The 21,424-nt window shown below is 43.3% G+C and carries 23 protein-coding genes and 3 other annotated features; of the genes, 21 read left to right on the forward strand and 2 right to left on the reverse strand.

Translation table 11 applies throughout. The annotated features are described in order from the left end of the window. Positions 1-71: 71 nt before the first annotated feature. The 17 genes from polA to CU635_RS14920 all read left to right on the forward strand — a co-directional run bounded on the left by polA (position 72) and on the right by CU635_RS14920 (position 16,524). The gene (polA, locus tag CU635_RS14840) at positions 72-2,705 is read left to right on the forward strand and encodes a DNA polymerase I (protein ID WP_101578161.1); all 2,634 of its coding nucleotides are present in this window, start codon (positions 72-74) and stop codon (positions 2,703-2,705) included. A 23-nt stretch (positions 2,706-2,728) separates the two neighbouring features. Next, the gene (gene mutM / locus CU635_RS14845; RefSeq protein ID WP_101578162.1) at positions 2,729-3,553 is read left to right on the forward strand and encodes a DNA-formamidopyrimidine glycosylase; all 825 of its coding nucleotides are present in this window, start codon (positions 2,729-2,731) and stop codon (positions 3,551-3,553) included. A 106-nt stretch (positions 3,554-3,659) separates the two neighbouring features. Then, positions 3,660-4,295 (forward strand): sporulation membrane protein YtaF, encoded by a 636-nt coding sequence (ytaF, locus tag CU635_RS14850; protein WP_101578163.1) that lies wholly within the window; start codon positions 3,660-3,662, stop codon positions 4,293-4,295. A 21-nt stretch (positions 4,296-4,316) separates the two neighbouring features. Beyond that, positions 4,317-4,919 carry a dephospho-CoA kinase gene (gene coaE / locus CU635_RS14855; protein ID WP_101578164.1) on the forward strand — a complete coding sequence of 201 codons (603 nt, stop codon included), beginning with the start codon at positions 4,317-4,319 and terminating at the stop codon, positions 4,917-4,919. Between the two features lie 173 nt (positions 4,920-5,092). Continuing rightward, the gene (locus tag CU635_RS14860; protein ID WP_101578165.1) at positions 5,093-6,127 is read left to right on the forward strand and encodes a glyceraldehyde-3-phosphate dehydrogenase; all 1,035 of its coding nucleotides are present in this window, start codon (positions 5,093-5,095) and stop codon (positions 6,125-6,127) included. A 304-nt stretch (positions 6,128-6,431) separates the two neighbouring features. Beyond that, positions 6,432-6,812, forward strand: coding sequence for an adenosylmethionine decarboxylase (gene speD, locus CU635_RS14865; protein ID WP_101578166.1), 381 nt, complete (start codon positions 6,432-6,434; stop codon positions 6,810-6,812). Between the two features lie 102 nt (positions 6,813-6,914). After that, complete coding sequence (locus CU635_RS14870) at positions 6,915-7,316, forward strand: hypothetical protein (RefSeq protein WP_101578167.1); 402 nt, start codon at positions 6,915-6,917, stop codon at positions 7,314-7,316. Positions 7,317-7,400: 84 nt separating this feature from the next. Then, a complete protein-coding gene (gene nrdR / locus CU635_RS14875) occupies positions 7,401-7,862 on the forward strand; it encodes a transcriptional regulator NrdR (protein WP_101578168.1) in 462 nt (153 codons plus the stop codon). Between the two features lie 138 nt (positions 7,863-8,000). Next, the gene (locus CU635_RS14880) at positions 8,001-9,407 is read left to right on the forward strand and encodes a replication initiation and membrane attachment family protein (protein WP_101578197.1); all 1,407 of its coding nucleotides are present in this window, start codon (positions 8,001-8,003) and stop codon (positions 9,405-9,407) included. A gap of 13 nt (positions 9,408-9,420) precedes the next feature. Further along, complete coding sequence (dnaI, locus tag CU635_RS14885; RefSeq protein ID WP_101578169.1) at positions 9,421-10,359, forward strand: primosomal protein DnaI; 939 nt, start codon at positions 9,421-9,423, stop codon at positions 10,357-10,359. A 144-nt stretch (positions 10,360-10,503) separates the two neighbouring features. Beyond that, positions 10,504-11,373 carry a putative sporulation protein YtxC gene (gene ytxC / locus CU635_RS14890; RefSeq protein WP_101578170.1) on the forward strand — a complete coding sequence of 290 codons (870 nt, stop codon included), beginning with the start codon at positions 10,504-10,506 and terminating at the stop codon, positions 11,371-11,373. Between the two features lie 58 nt (positions 11,374-11,431). Then, positions 11,432-11,689, forward strand: a binding site (T-box leader). Positions 11,690-11,853: 164 nt separating this feature from the next. Continuing rightward, positions 11,854-13,785, forward strand: a complete 1,932-nt coding sequence (thrS, locus tag CU635_RS14895; RefSeq protein WP_101578171.1) for a threonine--tRNA ligase — start codon at positions 11,854-11,856, stop codon at positions 13,783-13,785. Between the two features lie 237 nt (positions 13,786-14,022). Further along, positions 14,023-14,150 (forward strand) — a sequence feature (ribosomal protein L20 leader region). A gap of 103 nt (positions 14,151-14,253) precedes the next feature. Continuing rightward, positions 14,254-14,808 (forward strand): translation initiation factor IF-3, encoded by a 555-nt coding sequence (gene infC, locus CU635_RS14900; RefSeq protein ID WP_101578172.1) that lies wholly within the window; start codon positions 14,254-14,256, stop codon positions 14,806-14,808. A gap of 15 nt (positions 14,809-14,823) precedes the next feature. Continuing rightward, the gene (gene rpmI / locus CU635_RS14905) at positions 14,824-15,024 is read left to right on the forward strand and encodes a 50S ribosomal protein L35 (protein WP_101578173.1); all 201 of its coding nucleotides are present in this window, start codon (positions 14,824-14,826) and stop codon (positions 15,022-15,024) included. Between the two features lie 25 nt (positions 15,025-15,049). Beyond that, a complete protein-coding gene (gene rplT / locus CU635_RS14910; RefSeq protein ID WP_101578174.1) occupies positions 15,050-15,409 on the forward strand; it encodes a 50S ribosomal protein L20 in 360 nt (119 codons plus the stop codon). Positions 15,410-15,482: 73 nt separating this feature from the next. After that, entirely contained in the window at positions 15,483-15,746 is a 264-nt protein-coding gene (locus CU635_RS14915; RefSeq protein WP_101578175.1) for a DUF1294 domain-containing protein, read from the forward strand. A gap of 187 nt (positions 15,747-15,933) precedes the next feature. After that, complete coding sequence (locus CU635_RS14920; RefSeq protein WP_101578176.1) at positions 15,934-16,524, forward strand: TVP38/TMEM64 family protein; 591 nt, start codon at positions 15,934-15,936, stop codon at positions 16,522-16,524. A 19-nt stretch (positions 16,525-16,543) separates the two neighbouring features. On the opposite strand, the gene CU635_RS14925 is transcribed toward CU635_RS14920, so the two are convergent. Further along, positions 16,544-16,948 (reverse strand): sigma-w pathway protein ysdB, encoded by a 405-nt coding sequence (locus tag CU635_RS14925; RefSeq protein WP_101578198.1) that lies wholly within the window; start codon positions 16,946-16,948, stop codon positions 16,544-16,546. Positions 16,949-17,047: 99 nt separating this feature from the next. On the opposite strand from CU635_RS14925, the gene CU635_RS14930 reads away from it, so the two are divergent. Both CU635_RS14930 and CU635_RS14935 read left to right on the forward strand, forming a co-directional pair. After that, complete coding sequence (locus CU635_RS14930) at positions 17,048-17,575, forward strand: dUTP diphosphatase (protein WP_342751459.1); 528 nt, start codon at positions 17,048-17,050, stop codon at positions 17,573-17,575. A gap of 73 nt (positions 17,576-17,648) precedes the next feature. Further along, entirely contained in the window at positions 17,649-18,734 is a 1,086-nt protein-coding gene (locus CU635_RS14935; RefSeq protein ID WP_101578178.1) for a M42 family metallopeptidase, read from the forward strand. Between the two features lie 163 nt (positions 18,735-18,897). Here the strand turns inward: CU635_RS14935 and sspI are convergent, their stop codons facing one another. Then, positions 18,898-19,104 carry a small acid-soluble spore protein SspI gene (gene sspI, locus CU635_RS14940; RefSeq protein ID WP_101578179.1) on the reverse strand — a complete coding sequence of 69 codons (207 nt, stop codon included), beginning with the start codon at positions 19,102-19,104 and terminating at the stop codon, positions 18,898-18,900. 154 nt (positions 19,105-19,258) lie between these two features. Here sspI and CU635_RS14945 point away from each other — a divergent pair, with 154 nt between their 5' ends. Together CU635_RS14945 and pheS are read left to right on the forward strand one after the other, a co-directional pair. Beyond that, complete coding sequence (locus CU635_RS14945; RefSeq protein ID WP_101578180.1) at positions 19,259-20,014, forward strand: TrmH family RNA methyltransferase; 756 nt, start codon at positions 19,259-19,261, stop codon at positions 20,012-20,014. A 67-nt stretch (positions 20,015-20,081) separates the two neighbouring features. Then, positions 20,082-20,322, forward strand: a binding site (T-box leader). 50 nt (positions 20,323-20,372) lie between these two features. Then, positions 20,373-21,410 carry a phenylalanine--tRNA ligase subunit alpha gene (pheS, locus tag CU635_RS14950; RefSeq protein ID WP_101578181.1) on the forward strand — a complete coding sequence of 346 codons (1,038 nt, stop codon included), beginning with the start codon at positions 20,373-20,375 and terminating at the stop codon, positions 21,408-21,410. Positions 21,411-21,424: the final 14 nt, after the last annotated feature.

The raw sequence follows: 21,424 nt of genomic DNA on the forward strand, positions 1-21,424 counted from the left end.
TGACAAGATGACCTGTGTGCAGGGACACTTTTTTTAATATAGATGATTAGGTGGTATAAGGAGGAATTCCGGTGGAAAAAAAACTTGTGTTAATTGATGGGAACAGCATTGCCTACAGGGCATTTTTTGCATTGCCATTGTTGAATAATGATAAAGGGATCCATACGAATGCGGTATACGGCTTCACGATGATGCTGATGAGAATTCTAGAGGATGAAAAACCTTCACATATCCTTGTTGCCTTTGATGCGGGAAAAACGACGTTCAGGCATCAAACATTCAGTGAATATAAAGGCGGACGGCAGAAAACGCCGCCGGAACTATCGGAACAGTTTCCGTTTATCCGCGAGCTGCTTGATGCGTATAGTATCAAAACGTATGAGCTTGAGAACTATGAAGCCGATGACATTATTGGCACGCTTTCAAAGGAAGCTGAGAAAGAGGGCTATTCCGTTAAAGTCATATCCGGGGATAAAGACTTGACCCAGCTGAGCTCGGAACGGACGACCGTGAACATTACCCGCAAAGGAATCACCGATATAGAAGCGTACACCCCTGATCATATCAAAGAGAAATACGGGCTTACCCCAGCGCAAATCATTGATATGAAAGGGTTAATGGGTGATAGCTCCGATAATATTCCGGGCGTGCCCGGTATTGGCGAAAAAACAGCGATCAAGCTTCTTGCGGAATTTGAGACGCTTGAAAATCTGCTCAACTCGATTGACCAAGTAAATGGGAAGAAGTTGAAGGAAAAGCTCGAGGAATTCAAAGACCAGGCATTAATGAGTAAAGAACTGGCTACGATCACGACCGAAGCGCCAGTTGCGATCAAGCCTTCTGAAGCTGAATATGAAGGCTACCAGCGCGAAAAAGTGATTAAAATCTTTAAAGAGCTTGGTTTTAATTCGTTGCTGGACAAGCTCGGTGCAGATACGGAAGCAACGGACGATCCAAAGCTTGAGGAGATTGAATATACCATAGTTGAAGAAGTGACAGACGGAATGTTCGCAGATGAAACCTCTTTTTATGTAGAGGTTCTCGAGGACAATTATCATTATGCAGACATCATCGGCTTTTCTGTTGCCAGTGAAAAAGGGAACTACTTTTTTTCGACTGAAACAGCTTTACGCTCGGAAGCTTTTAAAAAATGGGCTGAAGATGAGAGCAAACGGAAAACGGTCTATGATACAAAACGCTCTGAAGTCTCGCTTCGCCATCATAACATTCACCTGAAGGGTGTTACGTTTGATATTTTGCTTGGCTCATACATTATTAATCCGGCTGAGCCTATCGATGATATTGCCACGATCGCTCATCGCTACGGAATAAAAAATGTCCAATCTGACGAATCATTCTACGGCAAAGGCGCCAAACGGAAAATTCCAGCCGAAGAGAAACTCGGCGAACATTTGGTTCGCAAAGCCGTGGCGATGGCAGCTCTTGGAAAAAGATTAACCGGGGAATTAAAGGATAACCAGCAATATGAGCTGTTCACCGATTTGGAACTGCCATTGTCGTTAATTCTTGCAGATATGGAGTCGCAAGGTGTAAAGGTTGACCTTGAGAGACTCCGCTCGATGGGCAACGAACTAACGATCAGGCTAAAAGAAGTAGAAGAACGTATCCACGAACATGCGGGCGAGGCTTTTAACATAAACTCACCAAAGCAGCTCGGTGTCATTCTATTTGAAAAGCTTGGACTGCCTGCGATTAAGAAAACAAAAACGGGTTATTCAACTTCGGCCGATGTGCTGGAGAAACTGGAGCATCAGCATAGTATCGTCAGGGATATTCTCCACTACCGCCAGCTTGGCAAACTTCAGTCTACATATATTGAAGGGTTGTTAAAGGTTGTCGATCAGCGGACAGAGAAGGTTCATACCCGCTTCAACCAGGCGCTTACGCAAACAGGCAGGCTCAGTTCAACGGATCCTAACCTGCAAAATATTCCGATCCGACTTGAAGAAGGCAGGAAAATCAGGCAGGCTTTCGTGCCATCGGAGTCCGATTGGGTTATATTCGCTGCAGATTATTCACAAATCGAACTGCGGGTGCTTGCCCATATTTCCGGTGATGAAAAATTGATCGAAGCCTTTCAGGAAGATCTTGATATTCATACCAATACCGCGATGCAGGTTTTCCATGTCAGCGCCGACGAAGTAACAGGAAATATGCGCCGCCATGCAAAGGCAGTCAACTTCGGGATCGTTTATGGAATCAGCGATTACGGTCTATCGCAAAGTCTGGGGATTAGCCGGAAAGAAGCAGGGCTGTTTATTGAACGCTACCTTGATAGCTACCCCGGTGTTAAAGAATATATGGAAGATATCGTCAAGGAAGCAAAGCAAAAAGGGTATGTCTCAACCTTGCTTCAGCGCAGAAGGTATATTCCGGAAATTACGAGCCGCAACTTTAATTTGCGCAGCTTTGCGGAACGGACAGCGATGAACACCCCGATCCAGGGAAGTGCGGCGGACATTATTAAAAAAGCAATGATTGACATGGCCGCCAGGTTAAAAGAAGAGGGGCTGAAAACGAGATTGCTTCTCCAGGTCCATGACGAATTAATTTTTGAAGCACCAAAAGATGAAATCGAGCGGCTGAAGAAGATTGTCCCGGAAGTAATGGAAAACGCGGTAGATTTAAAGGTTCCGCTTAAGGTCGATTATTCTTATGGACCAACCTGGTTTGATGCAAAATAACGTCCGGACAAAGGAGAGAGAATATGCCGGAGCTTCCAGAGGTTGAAACAGTCAGAAGAACATTAAAAAATTTAGTGCTGGAGAAAGAGATTGAATACGTGTCAGTGTTTTGGCCAAAGATCATTAAACTTCCTGAAGAGGCAGCGCAATTTGCGGATGCTCTTCAGGGTCAGCGTATCATCGAAATTGGCAGACGGGGGAAATTTTTAATTTTTTATACGAATGATTATGCACTTGTTTCCCATTTGCGAATGGAGGGACGCTACGCCCTTTTTAATAAAGGAGACGATGTGGATAAGCATACCCATGTCATTTTTCATTTTACCGATGGCACAGAACTTCGATATAGGGATGTCCGCAAGTTTGGAACGATGCATTTATTCAAAAAAGGCGAAGAATTCCTATCACTGCCGCTTCTTCAGCTCGGCCCGGAGCCTTTTGATGAAGCTTTTACAATCGAGCATTTGCGTGAGAAGCTGGCGAAAACAAACAGAAAAATTAAAACAGCCCTTCTTGACCAATCGATCGTCGTTGGTCTCGGGAATATTTATGTCGATGAAGCATTGTTCAGAGCCGGAATTTATCCGGAACGGATTGCCAATTCACTTACAAACGAAGAGCTCAAGAGCTTATACAAAGAAATTATCGCGACATTAACAGAAGCCGTTGAAAAAGGCGGAAGCACGGTTCGCTCTTATGTGAATTCGCAGGGAGAAATGGGGATGTTTCAATTAGAGCTGTTTGTCTATGGACGAAAAGATGAACCATGCAAACATTGCGGCCTGCCTCTCGAGAAAACTGTTGTTGGCGGCAGGGGTACGCATTATTGCCCGCAATGCCAAAAATAACTGTGCTCCATTAAAAAGCAAATACTAAAGACACTGCCCGCCGTTTCACATTGGATGGGCTCCTTCCATATACTAATGTAGCGATTGACAGGAAGGGGCTCTACTAATGACGCAGATGATCTCACTTCTATTATTGGCGTTTGCTGTCAGTCTTGACAGTTTTAGTGTTGGCTTTACGTATGGGCTCAGAAAAATGCGGATTCCGTTTAAATCCATCATCATCATTGCCTGTTGCTCGGCCGCTTCGTTAATGGCTGCTATGGCTGTAGGGCGTATATTAGTAGCTTTTCTATCGACAGCTGCGGCGGATCGCATTGGAGGATTAATCTTTGTATTATTGGGGGCGTGGATTTTATTTCAAGTATTCCGCCCGGCAAAAACAAAGGATGGTTCGTTCGAAGAAAAAACAATTGTCAATTTTGAAATCAAATCGTTGGGACTGGCTGTAAATATTTTGCGTAAGCCGATGGCGGCTGATCTTGACAAATCGGGAACGATCACCGGAATTGAAGCTGTGCTGCTCGGGCTTGCACTGTCTTTTGATGCATTCGGGGCAGGGGTGGGGGCGGCAATGCTAGGTTTTTCGCCGCTATACCTCGCCGTTACGGTCGCGGTTATGAGTTCTTTGTTTGTTTTTATCGGCATGAGAACAGGTTCGATGTTTTCAACTTACGGTTGGTTGCAAAAATTTTCGTTTGTTCCCGGAATTCTTCTTATTATGATCGGAATCTGGAAAATGTGAACCGATAGAAAGGAATACGCCATGGCACTTGTTGCAGGATTAACAGGCGGTATTGCGAGCGGAAAAAGCACGGTTGCGAACATGCTGAAAGAAATGGGATTAACCGTAATTGATGCGGATGCAGAAGCGCGTGCGGCTGTCAAAAGGGGCGAGCGTGCTCATCAGGAAATTGTCGATTACTTTGGGGCTGATATCCTCGCTGCCGATCTCGAAATTAATCGCAGCAAGCTCGGAGAGATTATTTTTAATGATGAAGAAAAGCGCCTCGTTTTAAATCGTATCGTTCACCCGGCAGTCCGCGAACGGATGGCTTTGAAAAGGGAAACAGCGCTCGAAAATGGGGAACAGCTGATCGTCATGGATATCCCGCTTTTATTAGAAAGTAAATTAACGAGCATCGTTGACAAGGTGCTCCTCGTCTATACTGATCCGGATGTCCAATTAGCGAGGCTGATGAACCGAAACTCTTTTTCGGAACAAGAAGCGCTCGCAAGAATCAATGCGCAAATGCCATTAAAAGAAAAAGTGAAGCTTGCCGATGCAGTCATCAATAATAATGGAACAATTGAAGAAACAAGAAAACAGCTTATGCAAATTTTAAAAAGCTGGGGATTTAAAAAGTAAAGGAGAGGGCATGTTCCCTCTCCTTTGTTGTGTAATAAAGGTTATTACGATTGTCAGTTGGAAAACATTTTAAAATTCCGCATTAAAAAGATCACAAATCCAATCCAATATGTTATACTATTAGCAGTTAAATCGCTTAATAAGTATAACACTAATGCGGAAGGAGCCGTCAAATGAAGGCAAGAGTTGCGATCAACGGTTTTGGAAGAATTGGAAGAATGGTATTTAGAAAAGCCATTCTTGAAAAAAACATTGAGATTGTGGCCATCAATGCCAGTTATCCGCCGGAAACGTTGGCCCATTTAATAAAATATGATACGAATCATGGGAAATTTGAAGGCGATGTTTTCCCGGAAGAAAATGCACTAAACGTCAATGGAAAACGTGTCAAATTATTGAGCAGCAGGGATCCAATTGAGTTGCCATGGAAAGAAATGGACATCGATATTGTTATTGAGGCGACAGGTAAGTTCAATTCACGGGACAAAGCCGCCCTGCACCTTGAAGCAGGTGCCAAGAAAGTGATTTTAACAGCTCCGGGGAAAAATGAAGATATCACGATAGTGATGGGTGTAAATGAAAGCGCATTAAATATTGATAAGCACGATATCATTTCTAATGCCTCGTGCACGACTAACTGTTTGGCGCCTGTTGCTAAAGTTCTCGATGAAAAGTTTGGAATTGATAACGGGTTAATGACAACCGTGCATGCTTATACAAACGATCAAAAAAATATCGATAATCCACATAAAGATTTACGCCGTGCCCGGGCATGCGGTCAATCGATCATCCCGACATCAACTGGTGCAGCCAAAGCCTTATCACTCGTGCTGCCGCAATTAAAAGGAAAGCTGCATGGAATGGCGCTTCGCGTTCCAACACCAAATGTATCCCTCGTTGATTTAGTGGTCGATTTAAAACGGGAAGTAACGGTGGACGAGGTAAATGATGCTTTCATTACTGCTTCAACCGGTTCTTTAAAGGGAATTCTCGACTTTACTGAGGAACCGCTTGTCTCGATCGACTTTAATACGAATACCCATTCAGCGATTATAGATGGCCTATCAACGATTGTAATCGGTGCTAACAAGGTGAAGGTTCTTGCCTGGTATGATAATGAGTGGGGCTATTCGTGCCGTGTTGTAGATCTTGCAACATTTGTGGCCCGGGAGATGATGAGTACAGCTGCGGTCAAGGTCGCCAATTAAAGTAGAAGGAAAAAGCTTGCCGTTTATGCGGCAAGCTTTTTTAATAGAATTTTTTTTACCCAAAGTATCATAAAATGCGACAATCGTTTCGCAAATATCGATCGAGAATTTTTTAAATTGATATGTTGCAAAAAAAATATAAACAAAGTATACTATTCCTCGTGAACTTCTTGAAATATGGTACGGATAGCTACTTAAAGGGTTAGGACCTCTTTGGACTAACTTTCCCCCGTGGTAGTTAAAAGATGCCGCTGTAAATGTCATTTCATGAATGAAGCGAAAAAGCTTAAGGGGGAAATTGAATATGGAAACAATGGGTCGTCACGTGATTTCAGAACTATGGGGTTGCGATTTTGAAAAATTGAATGATATGGAATTAATTGAGCAAACTTTTGTGGACGCAGCATTAAAATCAGGTGCTGAAATTCGCGAAGTTGCATTTCATAAGTTTGCACCACAGGGCGTTAGCGGAGTCGTTATTATTTCTGAATCACATTTAACGATACACAGCTTCCCTGAACACGGATATGCCAGCATTGATGTGTATACATGTGGTGATTTAGATCCTAACATTGCTGCAGATTATATTGCAGAAGCGTTAGGTGCTCAAACACGTGAGAATATCGAGATTCCTCGCGGGATGGGTCCTGTACAAGTAAAACAAGCACAAGCGAAAGCTCTATAAACTGGAAATTTGCAGGCAAGGGGTGTAATTTATACACCTCTTTTTTAATTTCGGAAATAATATTGTAAACTAGTAGAAAACGAATTAAAGGTGGGAATGACGATGTCAGTTTTTCGCGCGCTCAGAACGAGATACAGCAAGCAATGCGAAACGAAGGAGAACCATCCCGACAGTGACTTGAAGACCCGATATTATAAGGGCAGCTTTAATCAAGTGTTCCAGGCAGCTGAAGAAATATTCAAAAATGACAGCAACTGCAGAGTTACAAGCGTCGCCAAAGAACATGGGGAAATCGCTGTTGAAGTGAAAGGGAATGTCCCGGCCTTTTTGATCGTGACGATCATAACGGTAAAGCCTTACGAAACAGCGATTGATATGAATATTTCAACCGAAAAATTCTCATTGGCCGGGTTCCACAGGTCTCTAAAAAACGAGCTGCTTTCTTTTTATAAAAAGTTTGACGAAAGGTTTACATATATCGGATCAGGAAAGCATGCCGAGTAAGTGGCACTTGTTCTGACCACTCCTTTTATATAAGATATTAGTAAGAGCCATTATTAAATTATTGGAGAATTCGGAGCTGATTTTATGAAATGTCCTTCCTGCCAAAATAACAGCACGCGTGTTTTGGATTCCCGGCCCGTTGATGACAGCCGCTCGATTCGTAGAAGGCGGGAGTGTGAGGCTTGCGGTTATCGGTTTACCACATTTGAAAAAGTGGAAGAAATTCCGCTTGTTGTTGTAAAAAAAGAAGGAACACGAGAAGAATTCAGCCGTGAAAAGATGCTGCGCGGGCTTATCAAGGCATGTGAGAAGCGGCCGGTCGAGCTCCAGCAGCTTGAGGAGATTGCCCACGATGTCGAAAAAGAGCTGCGAAGCCAGGGCGTTTCGGAAATAAAGAGCGAAGTGATCGGTGAAATGGTGATGGACAGGCTTGCAGATGTCGATGAGGTGGCCTATGTCCGGTTTGCTTCAGTTTATCGGCAATTTAAAGATATTAATGTATTTATTGATGAATTAAAAGAATTGATCAAACGCGAGCAGTCATAAGGAGCTGAAGGAACCCTTTAGCTCTTTTTTAAGCTTATAAGTTCAAGACATTGAAATTGATTGGATCCGGTCTCCAGCTTTCTTTTAGCCGGGATTCTTGGAATCTACTTTGATATTATTTTTGAAGGGTTGAAGGTTATGGTCCAGCATTGGCAAGAGCTTTTACCGGTTGACCGTTATGTTGTAAGGGCAAATGGCCTGCTTCATGACTTCGACCGAAAAGTGTTAACATTTTTATACCAGCCGCTCATCGGTTCTGCGTGCTTCAGTCTGTACCTGACTTTTTGGGGTGAGCTCGAAGAAAATCGGATCTGGTCAGAGTCCCAGTCCCATCATGGATTAATGACGATTATGGGGATGGGCCTCAAGGACATTTATGAAGCGAGGCTGAAGCTTGAAGGGATCGGCTTGCTCAAAAGCTATATACGGTCTGCAAATGACAGCCGGGAATTTATATACGAGCTTCAGCCCCCTTTGAATCCGGAACAATTCTTCCTCGATGGCATGCTCAATATCTATTTATATAGAAAAATCGGCAAAAATCAGTTTGCGCGTTTAAAAAGGGTTTTCAGTGACCAAAAGCTTCCTGCCCATGAAGAATATAAGAATATTACAAGGGCTTTTCAGGATGTCTATGCCTCTGCATCAATAGCTTCCCTGCAGCTTGATGAGGAAACTGCGAGGAGCCTCAGCGCCGACAATGGCCAGGCTTTTATAGGCAGAGCAGAACAAACCGGGATTCAAATAGATACAGAGTCTTTCAATTTTGAATTGTTGACTGCTGGATTGCAGGAATCGTTAGTACCTAAAAAAGCTTTGAACAAAAAAGTGAAAGAAGCGATCAGCAACCTGTCGTTTCTGTATGGAATCGATCCGATTCAAATGAAAAGCATTATTCTCAGCGCTGTAACGGCGGAAGATGAAATTGATATTGAAGAATTGCGCAAGGCAGCGCGGGATTGGTACCAGTTTGAACATCAGGACAAGCTGCCGTCACTTGTTGACCGCCACCAGCCTGTTGTTCATATGACAGCAAGTGCTGAACCGAAAACGCAAGAGGAGCAGCTCGTCCACTATCTTGAAACGACTTCCCCCCGCAAGTTGTTAAAGGATATTTCCGGCGGGGCTGAACCAACGAAAACCGACTTGCAAATTATTGAAGAAGTAATGTTTCAACAAAAACTTCTTCCCGGTGTCACGAATGTGCTCATTCAATATGTGCTTCTTAAAACAAATATGAAGCTGACAAAGGGTTACATCGAGAAAATTGCCAGCCACTGGGCAAGGAAGAAAATAAAGACCGTAAAAGAAGCAATGGAGCTGGCAATCAGCGAACACCGTCAGTATCTGGAATGGGCTGATGGTAAAAAAACCGCCGGCCAGGGAACCCAGACAAGGCGCAAGCCAATCCGGACGGAACAATTGCCTGATTGGTTTAAGGAAAATGATAGTCCGTCTGCAGCAAAAGAAGAACCGGCAATTATTCCGAACTTTGAAGAAAAAAAACGTGCACTTGAAGAGAAGCTGAAAAAGCTGAGGACATAGGTGGTGAACAAATGTGGAGAAAATTAACCAGACGATAAAAAGGCTTGCCGGAAATGAAGACTTTCAAAAACGCTATGCCTTAATGCGGGATAAAATTATGAAAAGTCCCGAGATTAACGCTTTTCTGAGCGAGCATAGGGATGAAGTGAACGATGGAATGGTCGAAAGAAGCATGGGAAAGCTGCTTGAATACACCGATCAAAGCAAAGAATGTAATCGGTGTCCAAGCCTTGGCGGCTGTATTAATTATATGCAGGGGTATCATCCCAAACTGGTAATCGGGAGAAATGCGATCGATATCCACTATGATCGCTGCCCGAGAAAGGTGATGGAGGATGAAAAGCGCAAGAACGAAAAGCTGATTAAAAGCATGTATTTTCCAAAAGATATTTTACAAGTTTCCTTTAGTGATTTTGATCTGAAAGCCGATAATCCAGGCCGCTATACAGCTCTTGAAAAAGCGGGAGACTTTATCGCAGCCTATCAATCTGGAGAGAAAGTAAAAGGTTTATATTTATTTGGAGAATTTGGAGTCGGAAAATCATTCCTGTTAGGGGCAATTGCCAATGAACTGGCCGCAAAAAAAATCTCCTCGATGATCGTGTTTGTGCCTGAACTGCTCAGAGAAATGAAAAATTCGATTGCTGACTCGACATTAAATGGGAAAATTGAAACGATCAAGAAGCAGCCGATTTTAATGCTCGATGATATTGGCGCTGAAACGATGTCGAGCTGGGTCAGGGACGAGGTGCTTGGTCCGATCCTGCAATATCGCATGTCCGAAAACCTGCCAACTTTCTTTACATCCAATTTCGACTTCAAGGGGCTTGAGCATCATTTAACATACAGCCAGCGCGGTGAGGAAGAAAAAATGAAAGCGCGCCGGATTATGGAACGCATCAGATTTTTGGCTGAGCCTATCATGCTTGACGGTGAGAACCGAAGAAAATAATGTATTCAACCACCTGTTACTTAAGGTGGTTTTTTTATCTAAACGGATCAGAAAATCACTAAGGACTTTCGGCGTGCTTGCTTCTATTTTGTCCCTGTTCCCCATATACATAAAATTAGAGATTTTGATATAGGGGGGATTTGGTTGTTTGAGATCATCTTCCAAAAACAAGAGGATGCAAAAGGACTTATTAAATATTTACAGCGGCATTTATCCTCCGAGTCCGGAAAAATAAATCTTCTTTTTGAAGATCCACATATAATTAAGCTTACGGCAGAAGCGAATGCGGACATTATTTTAGCGGATGTGAAACAGGCTTTCTATGAATTTATTATTTATTGGAAACGGGAGCAATGGTTCCGGACGATTTTAGCAGAAAACTATTTTTTTAATGACACCGAGGAACAGTCGCAAATCATGGAAATTATTTATTCGATTTTGGACGGGAATCGTGAGGAACTAGCGGTCCTGCTTCAGGATACGAACGAGGAGAATATATTGAAGGAAGCTATGGATGACCTTTTTCAAAAAAATCTATCCTTTTCATTCGATTCTTTTGTGAAATTTCGGCTCAGGCCCTATCTGGATTGTCTTGAGAAGTATGTGGAAATCTCCATCGACGAATACAAAATGGAGCAGGAGTACCAAATATTTATTCAGACATTAAGAGATTTTTTGGCAGAACGGGAGATGAAAATTCGACGGCTTCACCTGCTCATTAACGATGGATCTGCTTTTTTTGACGAGCATTTTTACGAAATCAAACGGGCCGACCTGGTTAGAATGATCGATCGAAAGCTGCTCTTTAATCATCCAGTTTATGTGGATTCAGTCACGATTGCGCCATTGCTTTCGATTGCCCCGGCCATGATCTTTCTTTACACGGAAGATCGTGATGAGCCGCTAGTCCGCACGATCTGCAACATATTTGAGGAAAGGGTTACGATTCAGGCAGTCGCCGACTTTAATGATCGAAAAAGCTTCCTGCCCTATACGGCTGAAGAAAAAATGTAATAAGAACCTCTTGCTTTTGAAAAAAATACCCTCTATAATTACGTACATAAAATCATTCGTAAAAGTAATGATGAGGACAAGGGTATTCGGTTACGGTTACCAGAGAGGGAAGACACGGCTGCAATTTTCCCAACACGGACCTGATGCTTACCGCCTCTGAACTTCGGCCATGAACATGATCGGGAAGAGCACGTCTGTTTCCTTGATCCAAAAAGTATTGGCTGACGGCTAAAACCGTTATTTTTCCAGAGATATATTTTCAATTGCTGAAAATATGAAATTGGGTGGAACCGCGTGTATAAAACTCGTCCCTGTTACAGGGATGGGTTTTTTTATTTTTACACAGATAGCGTTTTGGGAACTGGCATAAATCCCGGTTCCAGCGTTGTTTCACTGCGTCCATTAAGTTTGCGAAAAAGCGACTTGACCGGGCGATAGTCTGAACAGGCGCTTACGCAGTTTAGAAAAGGAGGAAGAGTCATGTCAGATGTTGTGAAATTAACCTTTCCTGATGGAGCCGTAAAGGAGTTTTCCAAAGGAACGACAACCGAAGAAGTTGCTGCCTCAATCAGTCCGGGACTGAAGAAAAAAGCGATTGCCGGTAAATTAGATGGCCAATTGTATGATCTTCGCCGTCCAATCGAGGAAGATGGGGCAATCGAAATTGTTACAGCGGACAGTGAAGACGCGCTTGAAATTCTTCGGCACAGCACTGCCCATTTAATGGCCCAGGCGATCAAGCGCCTTTATAAAGATGTCAAACTCGGCGTCGGCCCGGTTATTGACGGCGGCTTTTACTATGATATTGATATGGAGGAATCGTTAACACCGGAGGATCTCCCGTTGATTGAAAAAGAAATGGCCAAGATCGTCAATGAGAACATTGAGATTGTCCGCAAGGAAGTAAGCCGCAATGAGGCTGTACAACTCTTTAAAGAAATCGATGATGAATATAAGCTGGAGCTAATTGAGGCGATCCCTCAACATGAAACTGTGACTATTTATGAACAGGGCGAATTTTTCGATCTATGCCGCGGCGTGCATATGCCATCGACCGGCAAATTGAAGGAGTTCAAACTGTTGAGCATTGCCGGGGCGTACTGGCGCGGAAACAGCGATAATAAGATGCTCCAGCGCATTTACGGAACTGCTTTCTTTAAAAAGGAAGACCTTCAAGAGCATTTGCGCTTGTTGGAAGAAGCAAAAGAGCGCGATCACCGCAAGCTCGGCAAAGAGTTAAGTTTATTTACAAACTCACAGCTGGTCGGCCAGGGCCTGCCGCTATGGCTGCCAAAAGGCGCAACCATCCGCCGGATTATCGAGCGCTATATTGTCGATAAGGAACAACGTCTAGGCTATGATCATGTGTACACTCCGATCATGGGCAGCGTCGACCTTTATAAGACTTCCGGCCACTGGGATCATTATCAAGAAGATATGTTCCCTGTCATGGATATGGACAATGAGCAGCTTGTGCTGCGGCCGATGAACTGTCCGCACCATATGATGATTTATAAAAATGCCATCCACAGCTACCGTGAGCTGCCAATTCGGATTGCCGAGCTCGGCATGATGCACCGTTACGAGATGTCCGGAGCATTGTCCGGTCTGCAGCGTGTTCGGGGGATGACCTTAAATGATGCTCATATCTTTGTCCGCCCTGACCAAATTAAAGAGGAATTTAAACGGGTTGTCCGGTTAGTGCTGGAGGTTTACAAAGACTTTAATATCGATGATTATTCGTTTCGGCTATCGTACCGGGATCCAGCGGACACTGAAAAATATTTTGATGACGATGAAATGTGGGAAAAAGCTCAGGCAATGCTGAAAGAAGCGATGGATGAGCTGGGTGTCGATTACTTCGAAGCTGAAGGCGAAGCAGCATTCTACGGACCTAAATTGGACGTTCAAGTAAAAACAGCGCTCGGTAAGGATGAAACTTTATCGACTGTCCAGTTGGATTTCTTGCTGCCTGAGCGCTTTGATCTTTCTTATATTGGCGAGGATGGAAAGCAGCACCGCCCAGTTGTGATCCACCGCGGGGTCGTTTCGACAATGGAACGCTTTGTTGCCTTCTTAATCGAAGAATATAAAGGAGCTTTCCCAACATGGCTCGCGCCTGTCCAAGTCCAGGTCATTCCTGTGTCCCCGGATATTCATTTCGATTATGCCCAGCAGGTACAGGAGCAGCTGCGGGCAGAAGGCTTTCGCGTTGAGCTTGACGAACGCAATGAAAAAATCGGCTACAAAATCCGCGAAGCGCAAATGCAAAAAATCCCATATATGCTCGTAGTTGGCGATAAAGAAGTCGAAGAAAAGGCGGTCAACGTCCGCAAGTATGGCGAGCAAAAGTCTGAAACAGTTGAATTTGAAAGCTTTATTGAAGGTTTGAAGGATGAAGTGAAGCTGTAAAAGTGCTGTCAAACAGGGAGGCTGGAACCACAGCCTCTCTTTCACTGTGAGCGTTTCAGGCGTTTCGCTTAATGAATGGCGATGTCCGCTGAATTAAAAGAGAGATGTATATATTAAAAATAGCTTGCAAGCTCACTTTAATTTTGGTAAGATTCTCTTTGTTGCAAAAAAAAGTAGCTCATTTGACATTCATAGATGAATTTGTTATAGTTATTTAGGTAAATTGAATACGACTTTGTGGAAAAGAAGAAGCACCCGCTTCTCACCTGATTGACGCTTATGCAGTTGGCAGGTCTTACGTGAAACTTTTTGTTTCTTACTGAATTCGTAAGTGTGGGTGTGTTCACCTGCACTTTTTTATTTGTAAAAACACGAAGCAGCAGCCCGTGCTGCAGCAACTTACCGATTCAACCTGTCCCAAACACCCGGGATTCGGTGAAGTGAGATCATGGATAATTCTTGACCCAAATGTTTGTATTCGTTATTAAACCCTGGAGGTGTCTAACTATTAGCAAAGACATGTTGTTAAACGAGGGCATTCGCGCCCGTGAAGTTCGTCTCATTGACCAAAATGGCGAGCAATTGGGAATTAAATCAAAGAATGAAGCACTCGAAATTGCTACGCGCGTAAATCTTGATGTAGTTCTTGTTGCACCGAATGCAAAGCCTCCTGTAGCCCGCATCATGGACTATGGAAAGTTTAAGTTCGAGCAGCAGAAGAAAGACAAAGAAGCTCGCAAAAATCAAAAAATTATTAATATCAAAGAAGTTCGTTTAAGCCCGACCATTGATGAACATGATTTTAATACAAAGCTTCGCAATGCTATAAAATTCCTTGAAAAAGGCGATAAAGTAAAAGCGTCGATCCGATTCAAAGGACGCGCGATTACTCATAAGGAAATTGGCCAGCGAGTCCTAATTCGTTTCGCACAAGCTTGCACTGAAGTTGCAACGGTTGAATCGCATCCAAAAATGGACGGCCGAAGCATGTTCATGGTCCTTGCACCTAAAAACGACAAGTAAGAGGAGGAATCCCAAATGCCAAAAATGAAAACACACCGCGGCGCTGCTAAGCGTTTCAAGAAGACTGGATCTGGTAAACTAAAACGTTCGCACGCTTATACAAGCCACTTATTCGCTAACAAATCTACAAAAGCAAAGCGTAAACTTCGCAAAGCAACTCTTGTTTCTAAAGGCGATTTCAAACGCATTCGTCATTTATTAGACAACATTAAGTAATTTCCGATAATAGGAGGGAAAATAAATGCCACGTGTAAAAGGCGGTACAGTTACCCGCAAACGTCGTAAAAAAGTTCTTAAATTAGCCAAAGGTTATTATGGTTCAAAACATACATTATATAAAGTAGCTAACCAACAAGTAATGAAATCTCTGATGTATGCATTCCGCGATCGTCGCCAGAAAAAGCGCGACTTCCGCAAACTATGGATTACTCGTATCAATGCAGCTGCTCGTATTAACGGCCTTTCTTACAGCCGTTTAATGCACGGATTAAAGCTTGCTGGTATCGATGTAAACCGCAAAATGCTTGCTGAACTGGCTGTTAGCGATGACAAAGCATTTGCTGAATTAGCAAACACTGCAAAGCAGCAATTCAGTAAATAATTATTGACATCGATTCAGTTTCAAGCCATTCTCTAAGGAGGATGGCTTTTAATTTTTTATAGGAGTATATCGGATGGAAAATTTTTGGTTAGTTGCTTTGTTAGGAGTTAGCCTGATCGGGTTATTTTTAATGGGATATGATAAAAGGCGGGCCCAAAAAGGTGAGTATCGAATCAGTGAAAAAACTTTATGGACTTGCGCTGTTCTCGGTGGAGCTTTCGGTATGACAGTCGGCATGTATGCGTTCAGGCATAAGACGAAGCATTGGCAGTTTAAGCTCGGCTTGCCGCTGCTGGCACTTATCGAGATGTTTCTTCTGGTTCAAGCCGCTATGTAACTCTTGTAATTTGTCAGTGTGAAAATAGCCTGATTCCAATTTGGAATCAGGCTATTTTCAACTACCGTGGAAAAATTCAGCATTTAATTCTCCGAAGCATTACCTGCCAATCTTTTCGGTAATATCGTTCCTGTCCTTCCCATAAGCTTTATTATCATCAAGACAAACAGCAGAAGCGGGTGAAAGCATGGAAGATAAATGGTCTTTTCTTTTCGTTCTCGTTGAAACAGGAGGGATTTTTGCACCGCTTGCCTTTGTTGCTTTTCATTTATTGCGACCGTTCCTGTTTATTCCGGTTGTCGTTGTCTGTGCGGCTGGCGGGGTTCTTTTCGGGACTGTGTGGGGCACGATCTTTTCGTTGATGGGCCTGATGCTTGTCAGTTTATTTTTCTATTTTTTCATCGGGAAAATGCCGGGAACCCATCGGAAGTTGACCAATGTCAAGCGTAAATGGTTTGGCGAATACCGCAATTTGACGGTTGGCCAAGTTGCCGTATTGCGGGTCATTCCCTTTGTTCATTATCATCTGTTAAGCTTTTGCCTGCTTGAGCGAACAAAAACGTTTCAAGAATATATAAAAGGCTCATTCTTAAGCAATTTACCGCTCGCATTGTTTTATACTATTTTTGGTGAATTCATCAGCCGCTTTACTCCGGTGCTGGTTGCGATCATTCTCTTTTCGCTTGCGATTCTCGTCTATATTTTGCGGGAAAAAGTAACGGTGATTAAGTGGAAGGAATTTTTCAATATCGCTGTAAAAAAACAACGTCCGGAGTGAACGTTGGTTTTAACAAATATTAAATCGTTTCGCCAGGGGACTGGCTTTTTTTCAAAAATTCCTTTATGGGGCTTTTCCAATCGATCTGGCTGTTTGGATAAATCTCATGAATGTCTTCCTCAATAAAAAGAAAATCATCCCGCGTCATTCCCTTTAAGGCAGCTGTACTTTTTGGCCAAATGAAAATGGATACAATCTCAAAAGCATTGTCGGTCGTTCCCAAATATTTTTCACCTTCGAATAAGACACCTTTATAGGTGATCAGGAAATTTTTACGGACATTATTGGCATCATCCAGTAAAAAATAGCGTTTCTGCTCGTGAGCAAGCTCAAGCTTCCGCTTTGGATTCAACAAATACTTAATGGACCTGTAAATAATGAAGATAATGAGTGCAAATAATATGAAGCGCAGAAGCCACATCATCATAAAGCCCCTCCATGATTATTTTTCTTATTTACGGATGAACATAAAAAAAGTTTCATCCTTTTTTTGTTTTGATATAATTTTTTTAGGATACCCGTTTTGGGGAATTATAAGAAGGAAGGGAAATCACGAGCTATGAATTGGCAAAAGCTGTTTCAAATGCAAAAAAATCTTGACAATCACATTGAATCGGAACACCAGCTTCATGGTACAGACCTGTTTAACCATAAGGTGCTTGCTCTCCTCGTTGAGATTGGCGAATTAGCCAACGAAACGCGCTGCTTTAAATTTTGGAGCAAAAAAGGGCCGTCTCCCGAACACGTCATCCTGGAGGAGTATGTGGATGGCATCCATTTTATTTTATCAATCGGCATTGAGAGCGGTTTTGAAAGCATAGAAGTGGCCCAACTGCGCACTGAAGCTGAAAGCACATTAAGTGAGCAATTTTTAAAGGTGTATAAAAATGCCCTTCATTTTCAAAAAAACCGCAGCTTACAAGATTATCAGCAGTTGCTCGAAAACTATCTCCAGTTGGCCGGACTGCTCGGTTTTTCAGGGGACGAGATTGAAGGGGCGTACTTCGCAAAAAATGAAGTAAACTATGAGAGGCAGCGGCAAGGTTATTAACGGAATTTTTGTATAATTAAAACAGGTTCAAGTATAATGAAGTTGGAAACTACATATTAAGGGAGTCGATATGATGGCTAATTTGGATGAAACTTTGACGATGTTAAAAGATTTAACCGATGCAAGAGGCATTCCCGGAAACGAACGAGAAGTTCGCGAAGTAATGAAAAAATACATAGCTCCGTTTGCTGATGAATTAACAAGTGATGGATTGGGCAGCTTAATTGCCAAGAAAGTCGGCCAGGAAGGCGGGCCGAAAATTATGGTTGCCGGTCACCTTGATGAAGTTGGTTTTATGATTACAAGTATTGATGACAAAGGGTTCTTGAGGTTTCAGACTGTCGGGGGCTGGTGGTCACAGGTTATGCTGGCCCAGCGTGTCACGATCGTGACAAGTAAAGGCGATGTTACCGGTATCATCGGCTCTAAACCACCTCATATTCTAACTGCAGAAGCAAGGAAGAAACCGGTCGAAATTAAAGACATGTTTATTGATATCGGAGCATCAAGCCGTGAAGAAGCTTTGGAATGGGGAGTCAAGCCTGGTGATATGGCTGTCCCGTACTTTGAATTCACTGTCATGAAGAATGAAAAAATGCTTTTGGCGAAAGCCTGGGATAACCGGATCGGCTGTGCGATAGCAATCGATGTTTTAAGGCAATTACAGGGGCAGCAACATCCGAACGTTGTCTATGGCGTCGGAACCGTTCAAGAGGAAGTTGGCTTGCGCGGTGCCCGTACTTCTGCCGAAACGATTGAACCGGATATTGGCTTTGCAGTCGATGTCGGTATCGCCGGGGACACTCCGGGAGTTTCTGAGAAAGAAGCACTCAGCAAAATGGGGAAAGGCCCGCAAATTATCTTGTATGATGCCTCAATGGTTTCCCACAAAGGATTGCGCGACCTTGTGACCGACACAGCTGACGAACTGAATATTCCATACCAATTTGATGCCATTTCAGGCGGCGGTACAGATTCAGGTGCCATTCATGTCAGCCATAATGGAGTACCATCTCTGGCAATCACGATTGCAACACGTTATATTCACTCGCATGCGGCAGTGCTCCACCGCGATGATTACGAAAACGCCGTCAGACTGATAGTCGAAGTGATCAAAAGGCTGGACAAAGATACAGTAGATAAAATTACATTTGCATAGAACTATCATTACCCCGGCTTAAATGAGCCGGGGATTTTTCAATAGAGAATAATGACTTATTTTCGATAATAAGATTTGGTTTGAAGAGTGAATAAAAGTTCTCAGGGTCAGAGGCTTATATAAATAAAACAGCCTTGCCATTTCAGGAGGCTGTTTTGTCATATTATTTTAAGCCGCTTTCAAGTGCCTGGAGCATTTCGCGTTTATCTTGATCAGAAGAATGATTCCAGATGACCTCAAAGAGGACGCCGAGGCCGGGGAGCATCTTTTCTTCCCCGCTTTCAATCGCATCAATGATTGTATCCTCCAGTTCTTCCTGGGAATTACCGGTTACATTGTGAATAACCGCATGGCGTATATTTATATCCACATTAACACTCCTTTCAAATTGTATCGTTATTATCTTTTCAACTTTAGGATTTATTATGTACAAGAGATAAGCTATAATTAGGGAATTGACCCGGAGTTACCGCTGAGCGGACTCGAAGCGAGCTTTATTTAACAGGGCCGGAGGTGAGAGCGTCTTGAAACACATTCACTCTTTAAGTAATCCACAAGTGAAGCAGTGGAAAAAGCTGCTGACGAAAAAAGAACGTGATAAAACAAGAACCTTCCTTGTAGAAGGCTTCCACCTTGTGGAAGAGGCATTGGCATCAGATGGCCGGGTGCTCGAGCTGATTGTCAGTGAAGATACCGATATTCCGACCCGATGGAATTACGGTGAAACACCGATTACAACCGTCACTGCTGAAATTATTAAGGCCATTTCCGATACAGAGGCTCCACAAGGAGTTCTGGCGGTTTGCCAGCAGGAACAAGCAGTACAGCCTGATTTCAACGGCAGGACATTCCTGCTAATCGATGCTGTCCAGGATCCCGGGAATTTGGGCACGATGATCAGGACAGCCGATGCTGCCGGGGTGGATGTGGTTGTCGTTGGGGATGGAAGTGTTGATATGTATAATCCAAAGGTGCTGCGCTCCGCACAGGGCAGCCATTTTCACCTGCCGGTTATCAGGGCCAGCCTGTTTGAGTGGCTGGACAAATTGCAGGGTCAGAACATACCGGTTTACGGTACAGCGCTGGAAAACGGTGTGAATTTCTCCGAGGTGACTCCTCGTGAATCGTTTGCGTTGTTGGTAGGAAATGAAGGAAGCGGCGTCAATCGTGATCTTCTTGAGAAAACGACGAAAAATTTATTTATTCCGATCCATGGGAAAAGTGAATCATTAAACGTCGCAGTTGCAGCAGGAATTCTTCTATACTATTTGAAAAAGTAAACTTTTTATGAAAACCGTTTGAAACGGGGAGAATAATATATTATAATAAACAGCAAAATTGTAAAAATGAAAAACGATGATGGAGAAAAGTAGCTTGCATAAACCATTTAGGAAGAAAATGCCGCAGACTGGAAGCATTTTTATGGACATGTAAGTGAAGTTCACCTCCGAAGTTGGCACCGGGACCAGTCGCCCGATTGTAAAGGTGCATCGGCGCGAGCCGTTATTCCAATGAAGTGAATGTGCACGTTTTTTTCGCATGCATGTTAACAAGGGTGGTACCGCGAATTCAAAACCTCGTCCCTTTTCAGGGATTGAGGTTTTTTATTTTTCCATGAAACGAATAGGAGGAAACGACATGCAAGAGCGTTTACAACAACTGCAAGCAGAAGCTTTGCACAAAGTGGACAATGCATCAGGTTTGAAAGAACTGAACGACATCCGTGCTGCTTATTTGGGCAAGAAAGGCCCGATCACCGAAGTGTTGAAAGGAATGGGGAAATTATCGGCAGAAGAACGACCGAAAATGGGGGCACTTGCAAACGAAGTGCGTGATGCGATTACAGCTGCGATTGAATCAAAACAACAACTGTTGGAAGAAGCAGCTGTTGTTGAGCAGCTTGCTTCAGAAACGATCGATGTGACATTGCCAGGCCGCCCCGTCAAGGTAGGCAACCACCATCCGTTGACAAGGATCATTGAGGAAATTGAGGATTTGTTTATGGGGATGGGTTATGCAGTCGCTGAAGGCCCGGAAGTCGAGCAGGATTATTACAACTTTGAAGCTTTAAACTTTCCTAAAGGACATCCGGCAAGGGATATGCAGGATTCCTACTATATTTCGGATGATATTTTGCTTCGTACTCACACATCGGGTGTACAAGCAAGGACGATGGAAAAAAATCACGGGAAAGGCCCGGTTAAAATTATCTGTCCCGGAAAAGTATACCGGCGTGATAATGATGATGCCACCCATTCTCATCAATTTATGCAAATTGAAGGACTTGTCGTTGATGAAAACATTCGCTTGAGTGACCTGAAAGGGACACTGGATCTATTTGCGAAGAAAATGTTTGGCGAAGACCGCGAAATTCGGTTGCGCCCGAGCTTTTTCCCGTTTACAGAACCATCCGTCGAAATGGATATATCCTGCAAATTTTGCGGAGGCACAGGCTGCGGTGTTTGTAAAGATACAGGCTGGATCGAAATTCTCGGTGCCGGAATGGTTCACCCAAATGTTCTCGAAATGGCCGGCTACGATTCAAAGAAATATACGGGCTTTGCATTTGGATTGGGGATTGAGAGAATTGCGATGCTAAAATATGGCGTTGACGATATCCGCCATTTCTATACAAATGACAACCGTTTCTTAAAACAATTTTCTGTGCATGAATAAAGGAGGATTCCGAA

The organism is Bacillus canaveralius (assembly GCF_002860125.1).
Lineage (GTDB): Bacteria > Bacillota > Bacilli > Bacillales > Cytobacillaceae > Bacillus_BJ > Bacillus_BJ canaveralius.